Here is a 14,301-nt window from a genome sequence, read left to right as displayed (position 1 = left end):
CGGGGCTGCGGTCAGGGCTGCGGTGCCGGGTCCGGCCTCGGGACCGGTTCGGGGGGCTGGGCGGCGAAGTAGGCGATGGTCTGCTTCAGCCCCTCCTCCCAGGGGATCTGCGGCGACCAGCCGAGCAGTTCGCGCGCGAGGGTGGTGTCGGGGCAGCGCCTGCCGGGGTCGTCGACGGGCCGGTCGACGAACGCGATCGGGGAGCGGGAGCCGGTCAGGGCGACCACCCGGCGGGCCAGGTCGGCGACGGTGATCTCGTCGCTGCCGCCGATGTTCACGGGCCGCACCGACCTGCTGGCGGCCACCCGCAGGATGCCGTCGACGGTGTCGTCCACGTAGCACAGCGAGCGGGTCTGGCTGCCGTCGCCGGTCACGGTGAGCGGCTCGCCGGCCAGCGCCTGGCAGATGAAGGTGGGGACCGCGCGGCCGTCGTGGGCCCGCATCCGCGGCCCGTAGGTGTTGAACAGCCGCACGATCCCGGCGTCGGTGGACCGGGTGCCCGCGTGCGCGGTGACGAGCGCCTCGGCGAACCGTTTCGACTCGTCGTACACGCTGCGCGGCCCGACCGGGTTCACATTGCCCCAGTAGCCCTCGTGCTGGGGGTGCACCAGCGGATCGCCGTACACCTCGGAGGTCGACGCGAGCAGGAGGCGCGCGCCGTCGCGTTCGGCGATCGCGAGCGCGTTGCGGGTACCGAGACTGCCGACGTCCAGGGTCTCCAGGGGCAGGCGCAGATAGTCGGCGGGCGAGGCCGGGCAGGCGAAGTGCAGCACCAGGTCGTACGGTCCCGGCAGCCGCTCCACGCAGTCGGGCGCGGAGACGTCGAGCTGCGCGAACCGGAAACCCGGCCGGTCCTCCAGAGCGGCGACGTTCTCCCAGCGCCCGCAGGCGAGGTTGTCGGCGCAGTCGACTTCGACCCCCGAATCCAGCAGTCGTTCGCACAGATGGGAGCCGAGGAAGCCGGCGCCTCCTGTCACGAGGGCGCGCCGCCAGGAAAACGGTGTGTCACCAGTCATGGAACTGTTCCTTCGTCCACGTCGTCGCGCCCCCGGAACGCTCCTGCCTCGGCGTTCGGCGCGCACCGCGACAACGGGCCGAGAGCGTCGGCCCGCTGAGGGAATGCTGGGGAAGCTGAGGACAGGGCTCGGTCCCCACGGGTTCGGAGGACCGCCCTCGTCGGCCGCCGCTGGCTGGACGGCACGGGCGCTGAGTTCCCCTGCCAGTTGGTTTCACACGTTGCACTCTTATTGTCCGGGGGGCCGGGTACTCGCGCGACTCCAACGACGTCGAGCCAGGTGGAGACGGGCCGGAGGCGACACGAAGGGACTTCGTGAGGGCCATGCACGACGAGGTCACCGCCGCGCTGCCGGGTGCCCTGCGGCAGCCCGGCACCGGCCGTTCTCCGGGCCGCGTGCTGCTGACCGGGTGGCTCAGTGTCCGGGACGGCGAGGCGACCGCCGGGGACGTGCCGGCCCAGCGGCACGCGTCGGCCGCGCTGACCGGGGCGGCCATCCGGCACGACACGGCGTGGAGCCCCGGTTTCCGTCGCGGCGCCCTGTCCCTGGAGGCGGCGCGGCCGGAGGCGTACGACACCCTGCTCTTCGTCTGCGGCCCGGTGCACGGACCCCAAGTCGCCGCGCTGCATGCCAGGTTCAGGACCTGTCGGCGACGGGCCGCCGACGTCTCGGTCGTCGACCCGGCGGATCCGGCGGATCCGGCGGCCACCGGTTTCCACGAGATCATCGCCCGGGACGGCACCGCGGCCCCGGCCCGGCACGACCTCGCGGCCATGGCCCCGGCGGGTCCGCTGCCGCCCGTGGCCGGGGTGGTGCTCTCCCACGGGGAGGGCGAGTACGGCGAGCGGCGCCGGCACGAGGAGGTCAACGCGCGGCTCACCGGCTGGCCGGCCGGCAAGGACTGCGCCCGCCTCCCGGCCGGCACCCGCCTGGCCATGGACGACTGGCGGCTGTATGCCACGGCGGAGCAGTTCCTGGCGCTGGTCTCCCGCTGCGACCTCGTCGTCACCACCTGGATGCACGGCCTGGTGCCGGCCCTGCGCACGGGCACCCCGGTGATCGCCGTGGATCCGGTCGCGGGCGGCGCCAAGGTCGGCGCGCAGGCACGGGCGGTGGGCTGGCCGGCGCTGGTGGACGCGCGGGCACTGACCGAGGAACTGCTGGACCACTGGTGGCGGTGGGCGCTGTCCGGGGCGGGCCGGCCGGCCGCGGCCGGCCACGCGATGCGCTGATCGCAGGCGGGGGCCATGTGCAGCGGTGGGCCGTGTAGCGCGCCGTGCGCGGGGCACTCGGCGCGGCGACGGCAGGCCGCTCATGGGCCGCCGCGATGTCTCGCAGGAGGTGACGACATGGGTCACGGCGGAAACGTCATCCAGGAGCTGACGACCGATCACCGTGAGGTCGAGGAGATCTTCGGGCGTATCGAGGCGCTGCCGCCCGGCTCAAAGGACCGCAAGGACCTCGCCGACCAGGCGACGATCGAGCTGGTACGGCACTCGGTCGCGGAGGAGTCCTATCTGTACCCGGCGGTGCGCGAGCATGTCACGGGTGGGGACGCGATGGCCGACAAGGAGCTCGAGGACCACGCCAAGGCCGAGCAGATCATGAAGGACATGGAGGGCATGCAGGCGGACGATCCGCAGTTCGACAGGCTCATGGCACAGCTGATGAGCGAGATCCGCTCCCATGTGATGGACGAGGAGCAGAACCTCTTCCCCCAGCTGGAGGCCGCCTGCCCGGCGGACGCGCTGATGGACCTCGGCGACAAGGTGCGCCGTGCGAAGAAGATGGCCCCCACCCGTCCGCACCCCTCGGCACCGGACACGCCCCCGGCCAACAAGCTGCTGGCCCCAGGCGCCGGCCTGGTCGACCGCATGCGCGACGCGCTGTCGGGCCGGGGGAAGAAGAGCTGAGGGAGGGGCCGACCGAGGCCACGACGTCCCATGGGCCGACACCGGGCCTCCTGGTCCGGGGTCGGCCCGACGTCGGTACCGGGCGGCTGGTCCGACTGGTCCGGCCGCGATAGGGCCGGCTGGCCGGACCGGAGGCGCAGCCGGGTGGTCGGGCGGTCGGTGAGGGGCGGGCTGTCCCGCGTGGGGTCGAAGGGCGGGGCTCGGTCGTTCCGGCCAGGGACGGGGGTCGGCTGGTTGCGCGTCGGCCCAGGGACAGGCCCGGCTGGGCGGAGTCGGCGGCCGCGGGCAGGCGGTCGGTCGGTCGGGTCAGAGGGTGGGGCTTGGTCGGTGCGGCAAGGGAACGTGGGTCGGTCCCGGTCGGGCGAGGGGCCGCGGTTGGCCGGCCCGAGGCCGGCCACCAGGTCGCTCAGCACAGCGCGCACAGCCGTTCGGCGCAGCGCGCATGGGGGACGCGGTCGCGCATGACCGTACGCGGGGCCCGGGCACAAGGCCTCGGCGCCCACGTACCGTGACGGTGGCCGCTGGGGGGCCGGGGAGCCCGTTACCTGCCGACAGGAGGCCCGGCCGGTCCTGGCCGGTCATTTGTCGCCTCGCGGCGTCTCGCCCAGCCGCCACCGAGCGCCCGGTCACCGGTGCTCTCCGGGCCGTAAGCAGAGAAGGCAGCGGCACCACCCTCGGCCTGCGGCCCCGATCAGCGTCGTACCACGGTCGCGAGCCCCTTCACGCCCTGGTCCCCACGGCGCGAGAACCCGGTCCGTCCGCGGTCCCTACCTCCAGTCCCTCACAGCCACGGACGCACACCCTCCCCGGTCCCGGAGCGGGCGCGGGCGCGGTGGTGGATCGCTCGGCGTAGGAGGCGGAACGCCTGGAAGAGGGTCAGTGGCCAGAGCAGCGCGAAGCACCCGAGCACTGCGGGGTCCGAAGTGCGCACACCCATGACGGCCGCGAACGCCGAGGCGATGCCCAGCAGCAGTACCGCCACCGGTAGCCACACCTCTCGGCGCAGGTCGCCCATGCGGCGCGCGAACCCGCGGTCCTGCCTGAGGCGGGCCTCGATCTGCAGCAGCGCGATGCGTTCGCGTGGCGACAGCCGTACCTCGTCGTGCATCTCCCATGTCTCCCAGTCGTCCACGGCAACGGCACCTCCTCCGCCGACCGGCGGTTTCCGTCCCCGGGCGCCCGAGTTCCCCGGACGGCACGGCCGATGCGGAGCCGCGAGCGCCCGGCGCCCCGCCGTACCCCATGTGGCTCCGGCCGAGGAGGACTGAGGGCCCCAGTAGGCGATGTGGTGTCCTGCGGCGGTCACTTCGGCCCGACACGGGCGATGGCGGCGCCGGATCGGTAGAAGAGGCCGACGCCGATGGCACCGCCGATCGCCGTCATCCGTCTCGGCGAGGTCCCTCAGGGACGCGGGTCAGCGGGAAGCGGTGGCGAGCACCGGACCGAAGGCGACCAGAGCGGCGGGTGTGGTCAGCGAGAGCGCACGGCGGCGGCGAGCACGGCCGCGAGCCCCGCCACGGCCGGCGCACCCCAGACCAGCAGGCCGGTCGCTGTCCCGCCCCCCGGTCCGCAGCGCGTCCCCGCGGCCGGCCACGAGGGTGCCGTCGGCCTCCTCCTGATGGTGGTCGAGTGCGGGTCGGCGGCGGTGCGCTCGGTGCTCAGCAGCACGACCGCCGAGGAGGGGGCGGAGGAGACACCCGGACCGGGCGCTACGTACCGTAAAACCACCGTCACAGGTGACCTTCGCTGCCGCAAGGTCGATACTGCGATAGACGGGACGGGCGACGCCCCCCACCGGGTGGCCGCCGGCACCTGACGTCCCGTCACCGAAGTCAGCTTTGAGTCAGCGACAAACCCGCCACGACCCGCCTCGGACCGCAGCGCACCACCAAGATCGAATATCGCCCTCGCCGCCGGTGACCTGCGAAGACACCGGTCCTGAGCCCCAGTGCCAAGCCCACGAGGAGACACCCATGAAGATGCTGATCAACGTCCCGGAAACCGTCGTGGCGGACGCGCTGCGTGGGTTGGCGGCCGCGTACCCCGATCTGACCGTCGACGTGGAGAACCGGGTGATCGTCCGCCGGGACGCTCCGGTGGCGGGGCAGGTCGCGCTGGTGTCCGGGGGCGGGTCGGGGCACGAGCCGTTGCACGGCGGGTTCGTGGGCCCGGGCATGCTCGCCGCCGCCTGTCCCGGAGAGGTGTTCACCTCCCCGGTGCCGGACCAGATGGTGCGTGCGGCGGCGGCCGTGGACAGCGGTGCCGGTGTGCTGTTCGTCGTGAAGAACTACACCGGTGACGTGCTCAACTTCGACATGGCGGCCGAACTGGCCGAGGACGAGGGCATTCAGGTCGCCAAGGTGCTGGTCAACGATGATGTGGCGGTGACCGACAGCCTGTACACGGCCGGGCGGCGCGGCACCGGTGCGACGCTGTTCGTGGAGAAGATCGCGGGTGCCGCCGCGGCCGAGGGGCAGCCGCTGGAGCGGGTCGAGTCCATCGGGCGTCAGGTGAACGAGAACTCCCGCAGTTTCGGTGTCGCGCTCAGCGCCTGCACGACCCCGGCCAAGGGCAGCCCCACCTTCGAACTGCCCGACGGTGAGCTGGAGTTGGGCATCGGCATCCACGGCGAACCGGGCCGGGAGCGGCGGCCGATGATGACCTCGGGGGAGATCGCCGACTTCGCGGTGAACGCGATCCTGGAGGACATGCCACCGCACAGCCCCGTGCTGGTGCTGGTCAACGGCATGGGCGCGACCCCGCTGCTGGAGCTGTACGGCTTCAACGCCGAGGTGCAGCGGGTGCTGCGCGAGCGCGGGGTCGCCGTGGCCCGTACGCTCGTCGGCAACTACGTCACCTCCCTGGACATGGCGGGCGCGTCGGTGACGCTCTGCCAGGCCGACGAGGAGCTGCTGCGGTTGTGGGACGCTCCGGTGAAGACTCCCGCGCTGCGGTGGGGGATGTGATACGGCGAAGGAGGCGACCATCACCCGTAGAACGCCGGTCAACACCCCTGTCACGCAAGGAGATCCCGTGCTCGACGCCGACTTCTTCCGCCGTTGGATGGCGGCCGCCGCCGCGTCCGTCGACCGTGAGGCGGAGCGGCTCACCGCCCTCGACTCGGCCATCGGCGACGCCGACCACGGCAGCAATATGCAGCGTGGCTTCACCGCCGTCCGGGCCGCCCTGGAGAAGGAGGCGACGGACACCCCGGGCGCCGTTCTGGTGCTCGCCGGGCGGCAGCTCATCTCCACGGTCGGCGGCGCGGCCGGGCCGCTGTACGGCACGCTGCTCCGCCGGACCGGCAAGGCCCTCGGCGACGCCGCCGAGGTCGGCGAGGAGCAGCTGGCCGAGGCGCTGCGCGCGGGTGTGGACGGGGTGATGGCGCTGGGCGGGGCGGCCCCCGGCGACAAGACCATGATCGACGCCCTGGTCCCGGCCGTGGACGCGCTCGCTGACGGCTTCGCCGCCGCGCGGGCCGCCGCCGAGGAGGGCGCGGTGGCCACCACCCCGCTGCAGGCCCGCAAGGGCCGGGCGAGCTATCTCGGTGAGCGCAGCATCGGCCACCAGGACCCGGGGGCGACCTCGTCGGCCCTGCTCGTCGCCGCCCTGGAAGAGGCGGCGGAGGGCGGACGGTGAGCGACGAGAAGGTGGTCGGGATCGTGCTGGTGTCGCACAGCGCGGAAGTGGCCGCCTCGGTCGCCGAGTTGGCGAAGGGCCTGGCGGGCGGGGCCCCGGCGGTGCCCGTGGCCCCGGCGGGCGGCACCGAGGGCGGCGGGCTGGGCACCAGCGCCGAACTGATCCGCGCCGCGGCGGCCTCGGTGGACCGGGGCGCCGGGGTGGCGGTGCTCACCGATCTCGGCAGTGCCGTGCTGACCGTGAAGGCGCTGATCGCCGAGGGTGGCGAACTGCCGGACGGCACCCGGCTGCTGGACGCGCCATTCGTCGAGGGGGCGGTGGCGGCCGTCGTCACCGCCGCCACCGGGGCCGGCCTGGACGCGGTGGAGGCCGCGGCGACGGAGGCGTACGGCTACCGCAAGGTGTGACACGGCCACGGGACCGGCCGGTCACCTGTTCGCGAGGAACAGCCTGGCCAGCCGCGTACCCGCGGACACGGCCGCCGCGTGGTTCTCGATGGGGTGCACTCGGGAGTTCCTGAACACGATGTAGGTGACCCCGGAGGGCGCCCCGCCGCCGCTCGGGTCGGCCCGGATGCCCAGGCCCCGGGCAGTGGCGTAGGAGGCCTCGCCGATGACGTCGCGGGGACCGATGTCACCGACCACGGCGTACCGCACCCGGCCCCGGTAGACCACGGCGGCGACCGAGCCGCCCCGTACGCCGTACTTCCGGGGGTTCCAGATGCGGCTGGGGGCCGGGACGACGATGTAGGGCAGCCTCGCCGCGTTCAGATGGCGGCCGTCGGACTGCTCGTAGGCGGTCATGGTGGAGAACTGCGGGTCGGTGTGGCGGTTGCAGCGTGCGGTGGACCGTCCGTCGCAGTCGACGTCCAGGTCGGCCTTCCAGTAGACGGCGTCCCGGGTGCCGCAGACGGGCACGGTCGCGGGACGGCCGGCGTCGGTGCGGTACCGGCCGCGGGAGATCTGGTGGCAGGTGCCCAGCCGGTCCAACAGGTCGGTGGCGGCCACCGCGCCCTCGCTGTGGGCCACGGGCCTTTCCCGGGGCGGGCCGTCGGCTGCCGGGGCGGGCAGCACGGCCGGGGCATGCAGCGCGGCCGGGGCGAGCAGGGCGACGCCGGCCACGGCCGGCGTCAGCGACGGGACACGCACGATGAGGGAACCTCTCGTCGGGGACGGGGCGGACGTCCGGCCGCTGCGCGGCGGACATCCCGGCCACTCTGGTGCGCGACAGCGCCCCCGGCCGTCCGGCCCGCTCCGAAGCGGCCGGATGGAGCAGGTTTCTGACGCCCCGTGAGGGACATGAGGAGGGGCATCGGGGGGACTTCGGCAGTGGCGGCGGTGGCCCGCGACAACAGGGGCCGGGGATCCGGGCCGAAGCCGGTCCGGATCCCCCGGCCGCCCGCGCCGGCGCGGGACGGGCGACGACAGCGTGTCCGCGCCACAGGCATGAACTTCCCTGCCCTCTCGGGTAGTTCAGCCGCAGAGAGCCTCAGCATACGTAACGTCCCGGGGTGGTCACCAACGCGGGTCCCGCACCGGTCACCCGCGCGGACGCCGGTCGGTCACCCGGGCGGCCCCTTGGCGGTCCCCCACACGGCCCTCTTGCCGCGTCGGCGCCCACCGCGCCATATTGGTACGGACCTTTACGTGAATGCCGATGCCGCCGTCCCCGGGGAGGCAGAGCCGTGCGACGCGTTCCGTGGCCGCTCGTGCCGGTCTGCGGGGTCCTGCTGCTGGTCGCGTCCTGCGGCTGGGGCCGGGCCGGCGAAGCCGACGAAGGCCGGGCACCCGGTGCTCCGACGGGGGTGACCGCGCAGGCGGGAAGCGCCACGAGCGTGCACGTGATGTGGAACGCGGTGCCGGACAGCTCCGGTGTCCGCACCTACGAGGTGTATCGCGGCAGCACGAAGGTGGAGGACGTGCCGGGTTCACTGCACATGGTGGACGTCACCAGGCTCAGGCCGTCCACCACGTATGCCTTCACCGTGCGGGCCCGGGACACCGAGGGGCGGCTCGGTCCGCCGAGCCGCCCGGTGCGGGCCCGGACACCGGCCAGGACGGCGGCGGACCGTGCTGCGCCCACCCGGCCGGAGCATCCCGCCGGGCGGGTGCTCGGCGCCCGGGAGGTCCAGCTGTCCTGGGGCGCGTCCAGGGACGACCGGGGTGTGGTGTCGTACGACGTGTACCAGGGCGGCGCGAAGATCCACAGTGTCGGCGGGAACCAGACCGCGGCCGTGGTCACCGGACTGCGTCCCGGCACCGGTTACGTCTTCACGGTGCGGTCCCGCGACGCCGCCGACAACCTCTCCCCCGCGAGCACCTCGGTCCGCCTCACGACCCCGGGCACCGACGACGGGCGGAACACCGCGCCCACCGCCTTCGGCGCGCGGACCCATCGGGCCGGCGGGGCGTACTACCTCGACCTGTCCTGGGACCCGCCGCGCGTGGACGGGGTGGTCACCGAGTACCAGGTCCGTCTCGACGGCACCGCGGCGACCTCCCTGATGTGGGGCGGCACTCCCCCGCGCGGACCGGCGAGCTACAGCTTCTACATCGGCCGGACAGCCGGAGAGGAACACCGGGTGGCGCTGCGGGCGCGGCTCCCGGACGGCACCTGGGGCGGCTGGTCGCCGGAGCGGACGGTGACGACGGGCGGCTGAGGGGGGCGGCCTGCCCACGCCGGCCACGGCAGCGCGCCCGGGCCCGCTCTCCGCCGCCCGAAGGAATCCGTCACCTGACCGGCCGCCTCCCGGGTGCGGCCACCTCCGCGGCCCCGTTGGCTGCTGTCCATGCACACCTCGCGACTCCTCGCCCGCTCCGGTCCGGCCCTGGCGGCCGCCGCGGCGCTCACCGGCGCCCTCGCCGGACCGTCCGCCGCGGCCTCGGGCATTTCCGTCAGCACCACCGGTTCCACCGTCTCGGTGGTCACCAGCGCGTGCTCCGAGATCAACGGCAGCTGGGGCAACGCGGCCCTGCTCACCAGCAGGCAGGCCAATTTCTCCCAGGGCCGGCAGGTGAGTCTGGCCGGCACGTCCGTCAGCCAGTCCGCGGCCTGGACCGGGGTGAGCCCGGGGACGTACACCGTGGTCGTGGTCTGCTCCAGCGGCAGCACCGCGGGCACCCAGTCGGTGATCGTCTCGTCCGGTTCGGGGCCGACGATCTCCTCGACGGCCTCGTCGCAGACCTCGTCGACGACGACCTCGTCATCGGCCTCGCCGGCGCCCTCCCGTGGCGTACTGGGCGGCCTGGGCGGTGCCGCCCGGGACTACGGCCCGCTGACGCTGGGCATCGGCGCGGCCCTGGTGAGCGCCGGGGCCCTCGCCACGGGCTGGTTCCTGCGCCGGCGCTCGAAGCCGTACCGGCTCTGACGCACCGCCCGCGAACCCGGCTCAGTCGCCCGCGGGCAGTTCGGCGAACTCCGCCAGGGCGTGGGTGAGCCACTGGGTCCAGAAGGTCTCCAGGTCGATGCCGGCCCGCAGCACGAGATGGCGCAGCCGGTCCTCGGGGGCGTCCCGGTCCGGCGGGAAGTCGCGCTGTTCGATCTCCCGGTACTCGGCCAACTGCCGTCGGTGCAGCTCGAGATGGCGGCGCAGGTCCGCGTCCAGGCCCGCCGTGCCGACCACCGCCGCGGCCCGCAGCCGCAGCAGGAGCGTGTCCCGCAGCGGCTTGGGGTCCTGGGCAGCGGCGGTCCAGCGGGCCAGTTCGGCGCGGCCCGCGGGCAGGACCTCGTAGCTCTTCTTCTGCCCGCGGGCCGGCGCTTCTGTCGGCAGGGCGCGGATGAGGCCCTCGGCCTCCAGCCTCCCCAGCTCGCGATAGATCTGCTGGTGCGTCGCGGACCAGAAGTAGCCGATCGACTTGTCGAACCGGCGGGTCAGCTCCAGGCCCGACGACGGCTTTTCCAGCAGGGCGGTGAGGATCGCGTGCGGGAGGGACATGGCCTCATCCTAGGGACCGCCGGCACGGGGCCTACAGCGCCGCCGCCAGCTCGGTGCCCTGCTTGATGGCCCGCTTGGCGTCCAGCTCGGCCGCGACGTCCGCGCCGCCGATCAGATGGACGCTGCGCCCTGCGGCGGCCAGCTCCTCGTACAGGTCGCGGCGCGGCTCCTGGCCGGTGCACAGGACCACCGTGTCGACCTCCAGCACCGTGCTCTGCTCTCCGACGGTGATGTGCAGGCCCGCGTCGTCGATGCGGTCGTAGCGGACGCCCGGGACCATGGTCACGCCACGGTGCTTGAGCTCGGTGCGGTGGATCCAGCCGGTGGTCTTGCCGAGGCCGGCGCCGACCTTGGTGGTCTTGCGCTGGAGCAGGTGGACCTGGCGCGGCGGGGTGGGCCGCTGCGGCGCGGCGAGACCGCCCGGCGCCCGGTAGTCCATGTCGACCCCCCAGGCGCGGAAGTACGTCTCAGGGTCCTCGCTCGCCTTGTCCCCGCCGTCGGTGAGGTACTCGGCGACGTCGAAGCCGATGCCGCCCGCGCCGAGGATGGCGACCCGGTCGCCGACGGGAGCACCGTCGCGCAGCACGTCCAGGTAGCCGAGGACGCGGGGGTGGTCGACGCCGGGGATGTCCGGGGTTCGCGGGGTGACACCGGTGGCGACCACGACCTCGTCGTAGCCGTCCAGGTCGGCGGCGGTGACCCAGGTCTCCAGGCGTACGTCCACACCGTGCGCGTCGAGCTGGTGGCGGAAGTAGCGCAGCGTCTCGTCGAACTCCTGCTTGCCGGGGACCCTTCGGGCCACGTTGAGCTGGCCGCCGATCTCGCCCGCGGCGTCGAAGAGCGTGACCTCGTGGCCGCGTTCGGCTGCGGAGACCGCACAGGCGAGTCCGGCCGGACCCGCGCCCACGACCGCGACGCGCTTCTTCAGCCGGGTCGGGGCGAGCACCAGCTCGGTCTCGTGGCAGGCGCGCGGGTTGACCAGGCAGGAGGTGATCTGCCCGCTGAAGGTGTGGTCGAGGCAGGCCTGGTTGCAGCCGATGCAGGTGTTGATGGCCTCGGGCGTCCCGGCGGCGGCCTTGTTGACGAAGTCGGGGTCGGCGAGCATCGGGCGGGCCATCGACACCATGTCGGCGTAACCGCCCGCCAGCAACTCCTCGGCGACTTCGGGGGTGTTGATGCGGTTGGTGGTCACCAGCGGCACGGACACCTCGCCCATGAGCTTCTTGGTGACCCAGGTGTAGGCGCCGCGCGGCACGGAGGTGGCGATGGTCGGGATGCGGGCCTCGTGCCAGCCGATGCCGGTGTTGATGATCGTCGCTCCGGCGGCCTCGACCGCCTTGCCGAGGGCGATCACCTCCTCCAGGGAGGAGCCGCCCGGGACCAGGTCGAGCATGGAGAGCCGGTAGATGACGATGAAGTCCTCGCCGACGGCCTCGCGGACCCGCTTGACGATCTCGACGGGGAAGCGCATCCGGTTCTCGTAGGAGCCGCCCCAGCGGTCGGTGCGCCGGTTGGTCTGCGCGGCGACGAACTCGTTGATGAGGTAGCCCTCGGAGCCCATGATCTCCACGCCGTCGTAGCCGGCCTGCCGGGCGAGGCGGGCGGCGCGGGCGTAGTCGTCGATGGTCCGCTCGACGTCGGCGTCGGTCAGCTCGCGCGGCACGAAGGGACTGATCGGCGCCTGCAGCGGGCTCGGGGCGACGAGGTCCTGATGGTAGGCGTACCGCCCGAAGTGCAGGATCTGCATCGCGATCCGGCCGCCCTCGCGGTGCACGGCCTCGGTGACGGCCTTGTGCCGCTCGGCCTCCTCCTCGGTGGTGAGCTTGGCGCCGCCCTCGTACGGCCTGCCCTCCTCGTTGGGCGCGATGCCGCCGGTGACGATGAGGCCCACCCCGCCGCGGGCGCGGGCCGCGTAGAACGCCGCCATGCGCTCGAAGCCGCGCTCGGCCTCCTCCAGACCGACGTGCATGGAGCCCATGAGCACGCGGTTGGGCAGGGTGGTGAAGCCCAGGTCGAGCGGGGTCATCAGGTGCGGGTAACGGCTCATCGGGCCCTCCGTGCGCGGTGTCGTCGCCTCTTGTTGTAGAGGAAGCCCGCACCTTTATGCAACTAGTTGCACAACCGCTGGAGGGTGACACCGCCCACTCTGCTCGAGGCCCTGGGCCAGGCCGTCCAGGAGGCCCTGCTGGAGACGCTCGGCGTGCCGCCCGACGAACGTGCTGTTCGTGGCCATCACCATGCGCTCGGGGCGTTCTCCTGAGCGCAAGCGCGCGCTCTGCCGGCGGAGCGCCGAGCTGGTCCACGAGTACGCCCCGGCCGGCGTGGCGCCGGCCGGGGCGCCGTCAAAGCACCCGGAAGGGTCAGCGGCTGCGCAGCCGCAGATGCAGGTCCCGCTCCTGGTCGCCGGAGGCCGTGCAGGTCTCCTCGACGGCGAACATCGAGTCCAGGGTGTGCCGGAACCGGTCCACGGCCCAGTAGCCGCCCTGGACGTCCGCCTGGACGGACGCGTCGAGGTGGACCGGCGGGCAGCCCGGCCCCCGCGCGTCCGCGACGTCGTACGTGCCGAGCCACACCATCGGCCGGACCTCGTGGAGCTGCTGAGGGATCTCGTCCGCGCCCCGGTCGGACGCGAAGCAGGAGCTCAGCGCGTCGAAGACGAGGCGGGCGTCCTCCTTGGAGCCGCTGATCTCCACCGTGACGGTTTCCGGGTGCGACCGCTCCGTGTGTGCCATTGACCGCTCCTTCCGTGCCGCGCCGCGGTGGAAGGGGGTACCCCGCCCAGCCGCGTCCACCCCCAGGAAAGCACCACCGGCTCGTCGGCACACCCCAGGCGGGCTCAGCCGCGGGAGAACTTGTACGTCTTGCTGTCCGTGAGGATGCAGAAGCCGGGCGACATCACGATCACGCGCAGGATCCCGGTGCGGCGGTCGTAGTCGATGCCCTCCACCTCGAAGGTGCCCGAGCAGGAGCTGCGCAGCGGCAGCTGGCGCAGGGCGGTCACATGCCCGGTGACGTCCCCGGAGCCGTTCGGCGGGGCCGACAGGTCGATCTGGAGCAGCGGCTTGGTCATGCCGAAGAGGCTGCCGTCCGGGTCGTCGGAGGAGCACAACAGGGTGGTGGGGCCGGAGAAGTCGCAGCCCTGGACGTCGCGGACGGCGTGGTCGAGGTCGACCTGGGATGCCTGCGGGAGGTTGGCCGAGGGCGAGGTGGACGGGTTGACGCCGGGGGTCGGGAAGACGAGCAGGCGGTTCATCGTGCCCCACTCGCCCGAGAGCATCCACTGGCCGTCGGGCGAGATCGCGTCCCAGGAGTTGTTGAGGGCCTCGCCGGGGCTCAGCGCGTGGACGTACTCCGACCAGGTGCCGTCGGGCGCCTGCACGCGGTACATCTTCGAGTTGCCGGAGTCCTGCTGGTAGGGCTCGATGTAGTAGCCGTTGTACGAGGCGTCGGGGTCACCGACGTGGTTCCAGCCGCGGCTGTAGACATCGAGGGGAATGGTGCCGATACCCGTGTACCGGTTGGGACTGTTCGCCGGGACCTCGACGGAGGTCAGCCCCTGACTCTCGTCCAGCGGGCGGGCGTGGTCGGAGCCCGTCTCCGTCCAGGTGTCGGCCGCGGCGGCGGACCCGGGTGCGGCGAGGGACGCCACGGCGGCGGTGGCGAGGGTGACGAGTCCTGCGAGAACTGCGTGACAACGTTGCCGGGCGGGCGCGGGCATGGCCGACTCCTTGGACTGGGGGTGACACCGGGCGGGAGCAGGAACGACCGGGCGGCGGGGACACTCGGTCGGCGGACAGTC

General features: G+C 73.3%; 16 protein-coding genes. 8 read left to right on the top strand and 8 right to left on the bottom strand.

What is annotated here, in order from left to right; translation table 11 throughout:
- Positions 1–11 precede the first annotated feature (11 nt).
- Positions 12–1,016, bottom strand: coding sequence for an NAD-dependent epimerase/dehydratase family protein (locus tag FB563_RS39965; RefSeq protein WP_055710644.1), 1,005 nt, complete (start codon positions 1,014–1,016; stop codon positions 12–14).
- Between the two features lie 323 nt (positions 1,017–1,339).
- On the opposite strand from FB563_RS39965, the gene FB563_RS39960 reads away from it, so the two are divergent.
- Both FB563_RS39960 and FB563_RS39955 read left to right on the top strand, forming a co-directional pair.
- Positions 1,340–2,248, top strand: coding sequence for a polysaccharide pyruvyl transferase family protein (locus FB563_RS39960; RefSeq protein ID WP_142219254.1), 909 nt, complete (start codon positions 1,340–1,342; stop codon positions 2,246–2,248).
- 117 nt (positions 2,249–2,365) lie between these two features.
- Complete coding sequence (locus tag FB563_RS39955) at positions 2,366–2,929, top strand: hemerythrin domain-containing protein (RefSeq protein ID WP_142219246.1); 564 nt, start codon at positions 2,366–2,368, stop codon at positions 2,927–2,929.
- Between the two features lie 781 nt (positions 2,930–3,710).
- Here the strand turns inward: FB563_RS39955 and FB563_RS39950 are convergent.
- Both FB563_RS39950 and FB563_RS39945 read right to left on the bottom strand, forming a co-directional pair.
- Positions 3,711–4,061 carry a DUF3040 domain-containing protein gene (locus FB563_RS39950; RefSeq protein WP_055710662.1) on the bottom strand — a complete coding sequence of 117 codons (351 nt, stop codon included), beginning with the start codon at positions 4,059–4,061 and terminating at the stop codon, positions 3,711–3,713.
- Positions 4,062–4,399: 338 nt separating this feature from the next.
- Positions 4,400–4,663: a hypothetical protein gene (locus tag FB563_RS39945; RefSeq protein ID WP_142219245.1), complete on the bottom strand. Its 264-nt coding sequence runs from the start codon at positions 4,661–4,663 to the stop codon at positions 4,400–4,402.
- 239 nt (positions 4,664–4,902) lie between these two features.
- Here FB563_RS39945 and dhaK point away from each other — a divergent pair, with 239 nt between their 5' ends.
- The 3 genes from dhaK (at position 4,903) to FB563_RS39930 (ending at position 6,975) form a co-directional block, all read left to right on the top strand.
- Complete coding sequence (gene dhaK, locus FB563_RS39940) at positions 4,903–5,895, top strand: dihydroxyacetone kinase subunit DhaK (RefSeq protein ID WP_142219244.1); 993 nt, start codon at positions 4,903–4,905, stop codon at positions 5,893–5,895.
- Positions 5,896–5,962: 67 nt separating this feature from the next.
- Positions 5,963–6,568 carry a dihydroxyacetone kinase subunit DhaL gene (gene dhaL, locus FB563_RS39935; RefSeq protein WP_142219243.1) on the top strand — a complete coding sequence of 202 codons (606 nt, stop codon included), beginning with the start codon at positions 5,963–5,965 and terminating at the stop codon, positions 6,566–6,568.
- Positions 6,565–6,975 carry a PTS-dependent dihydroxyacetone kinase phosphotransferase subunit DhaM gene (locus FB563_RS39930; protein ID WP_142219242.1) on the top strand — a complete coding sequence of 137 codons (411 nt, stop codon included), beginning with the start codon at positions 6,565–6,567 and terminating at the stop codon, positions 6,973–6,975. The genes dhaL and FB563_RS39930 overlap by 4 nt, the downstream gene beginning before the upstream one ends.
- A 21-nt stretch (positions 6,976–6,996) precedes the next feature.
- Here the strand turns inward: FB563_RS39930 and FB563_RS39925 are convergent, their stop codons facing one another.
- Entirely contained in the window at positions 6,997–7,716 is a 720-nt protein-coding gene (locus FB563_RS39925) for a glycoside hydrolase family 75 protein (RefSeq protein ID WP_142219241.1), read from the bottom strand.
- Positions 7,717–8,252: 536 nt separating this feature from the next.
- On the opposite strand from FB563_RS39925, the gene FB563_RS39920 reads away from it, so the two are divergent.
- Both FB563_RS39920 and FB563_RS39915 read left to right on the top strand, forming a co-directional pair.
- Positions 8,253–9,227 carry a fibronectin type III domain-containing protein gene (locus tag FB563_RS39920; RefSeq protein WP_055709696.1) on the top strand — a complete coding sequence of 325 codons (975 nt, stop codon included), beginning with the start codon at positions 8,253–8,255 and terminating at the stop codon, positions 9,225–9,227.
- Positions 9,228–9,356: 129 nt separating this feature from the next.
- Positions 9,357–9,935 (top strand): hypothetical protein, encoded by a 579-nt coding sequence (locus FB563_RS39915; protein ID WP_055709695.1) that lies wholly within the window; start codon positions 9,357–9,359, stop codon positions 9,933–9,935.
- A gap of 21 nt (positions 9,936–9,956) precedes the next feature.
- Here FB563_RS39915 and FB563_RS39910 read toward each other — a convergent pair whose 3' ends face one another.
- Complete coding sequence (locus FB563_RS39910) at positions 9,957–10,502, bottom strand: PadR family transcriptional regulator (protein WP_055709694.1); 546 nt, start codon at positions 10,500–10,502, stop codon at positions 9,957–9,959.
- A 31-nt stretch (positions 10,503–10,533) separates the two neighbouring features.
- Positions 10,534–12,549: an NADPH-dependent 2,4-dienoyl-CoA reductase gene (locus FB563_RS39905; protein WP_055709693.1), complete on the bottom strand. Its 2,016-nt coding sequence runs from the start codon at positions 12,547–12,549 to the stop codon at positions 10,534–10,536.
- 84 nt (positions 12,550–12,633) lie between these two features.
- On the opposite strand from FB563_RS39905, the gene FB563_RS44730 reads away from it, so the two are divergent.
- Positions 12,634–12,762 carry a hypothetical protein gene (locus FB563_RS44730; RefSeq protein ID WP_324615885.1) on the top strand — a complete coding sequence of 43 codons (129 nt, stop codon included), beginning with the start codon at positions 12,634–12,636 and terminating at the stop codon, positions 12,760–12,762.
- Positions 12,763–12,862: 100 nt separating this feature from the next.
- Here the strand turns inward: FB563_RS44730 and FB563_RS39895 are convergent, their stop codons facing one another.
- Together FB563_RS39895 and FB563_RS39890 are read right to left on the bottom strand one after the other, a co-directional pair.
- The gene (locus FB563_RS39895) at positions 12,863–13,234 is read right to left on the bottom strand and encodes a hypothetical protein (protein WP_055709692.1); all 372 of its coding nucleotides are present in this window, start codon (positions 13,232–13,234) and stop codon (positions 12,863–12,865) included.
- A gap of 104 nt (positions 13,235–13,338) precedes the next feature.
- Positions 13,339–14,220 (bottom strand): hypothetical protein, encoded by an 882-nt coding sequence (locus FB563_RS39890; RefSeq protein ID WP_055709691.1) that lies wholly within the window; start codon positions 14,218–14,220, stop codon positions 13,339–13,341.
- Positions 14,221–14,301 lie beyond the last annotated feature (81 nt).

This window comes from Streptomyces puniciscabiei (genome assembly GCF_006715785.1).
Taxonomy (GTDB): Bacteria; Actinomycetota; Actinomycetes; order Streptomycetales; family Streptomycetaceae; genus Streptomyces; species Streptomyces puniciscabiei.
Note: the sequence above shows the minus strand (reverse complement) of the source record. Positions and strands in the feature narration are given on the sequence as shown.

Coding starts and splice junctions, on each gene's coding strand:
- FB563_RS39905 (WP_055709693.1), bottom strand. CDS start 12,549: ATGAGCCGTTACCCGCACCTGATGACCCCGCTCGACCTGGGCTTCACC.
- FB563_RS39960 (WP_142219254.1), top strand. CDS start 1,340: ATGCACGACGAGGTCACCGCCGCGCTGCCGGGTGCCCTGCGGCAGCCC.
- FB563_RS39890 (WP_055709691.1), bottom strand. CDS start 14,220: ATGCCCGCGCCCGCCCGGCAACGTTGTCACGCAGTTCTCGCAGGACTC.
- FB563_RS39895 (WP_055709692.1), bottom strand. CDS start 13,234: ATGGCACACACGGAGCGGTCGCACCCGGAAACCGTCACGGTGGAGATC.
- FB563_RS39955 (WP_142219246.1), top strand. CDS start 2,366: ATGGGTCACGGCGGAAACGTCATCCAGGAGCTGACGACCGATCACCGT.
- FB563_RS39915 (WP_055709695.1), top strand. CDS start 9,357: ATGCACACCTCGCGACTCCTCGCCCGCTCCGGTCCGGCCCTGGCGGCC.
- FB563_RS39965 (WP_055710644.1), bottom strand. CDS start 1,016: ATGACTGGTGACACACCGTTTTCCTGGCGGCGCGCCCTCGTGACAGGA.
- dhaK (WP_142219244.1), top strand. CDS start 4,903: ATGAAGATGCTGATCAACGTCCCGGAAACCGTCGTGGCGGACGCGCTG.
- FB563_RS39910 (WP_055709694.1), bottom strand. CDS start 10,502: ATGTCCCTCCCGCACGCGATCCTCACCGCCCTGCTGGAAAAGCCGTCG.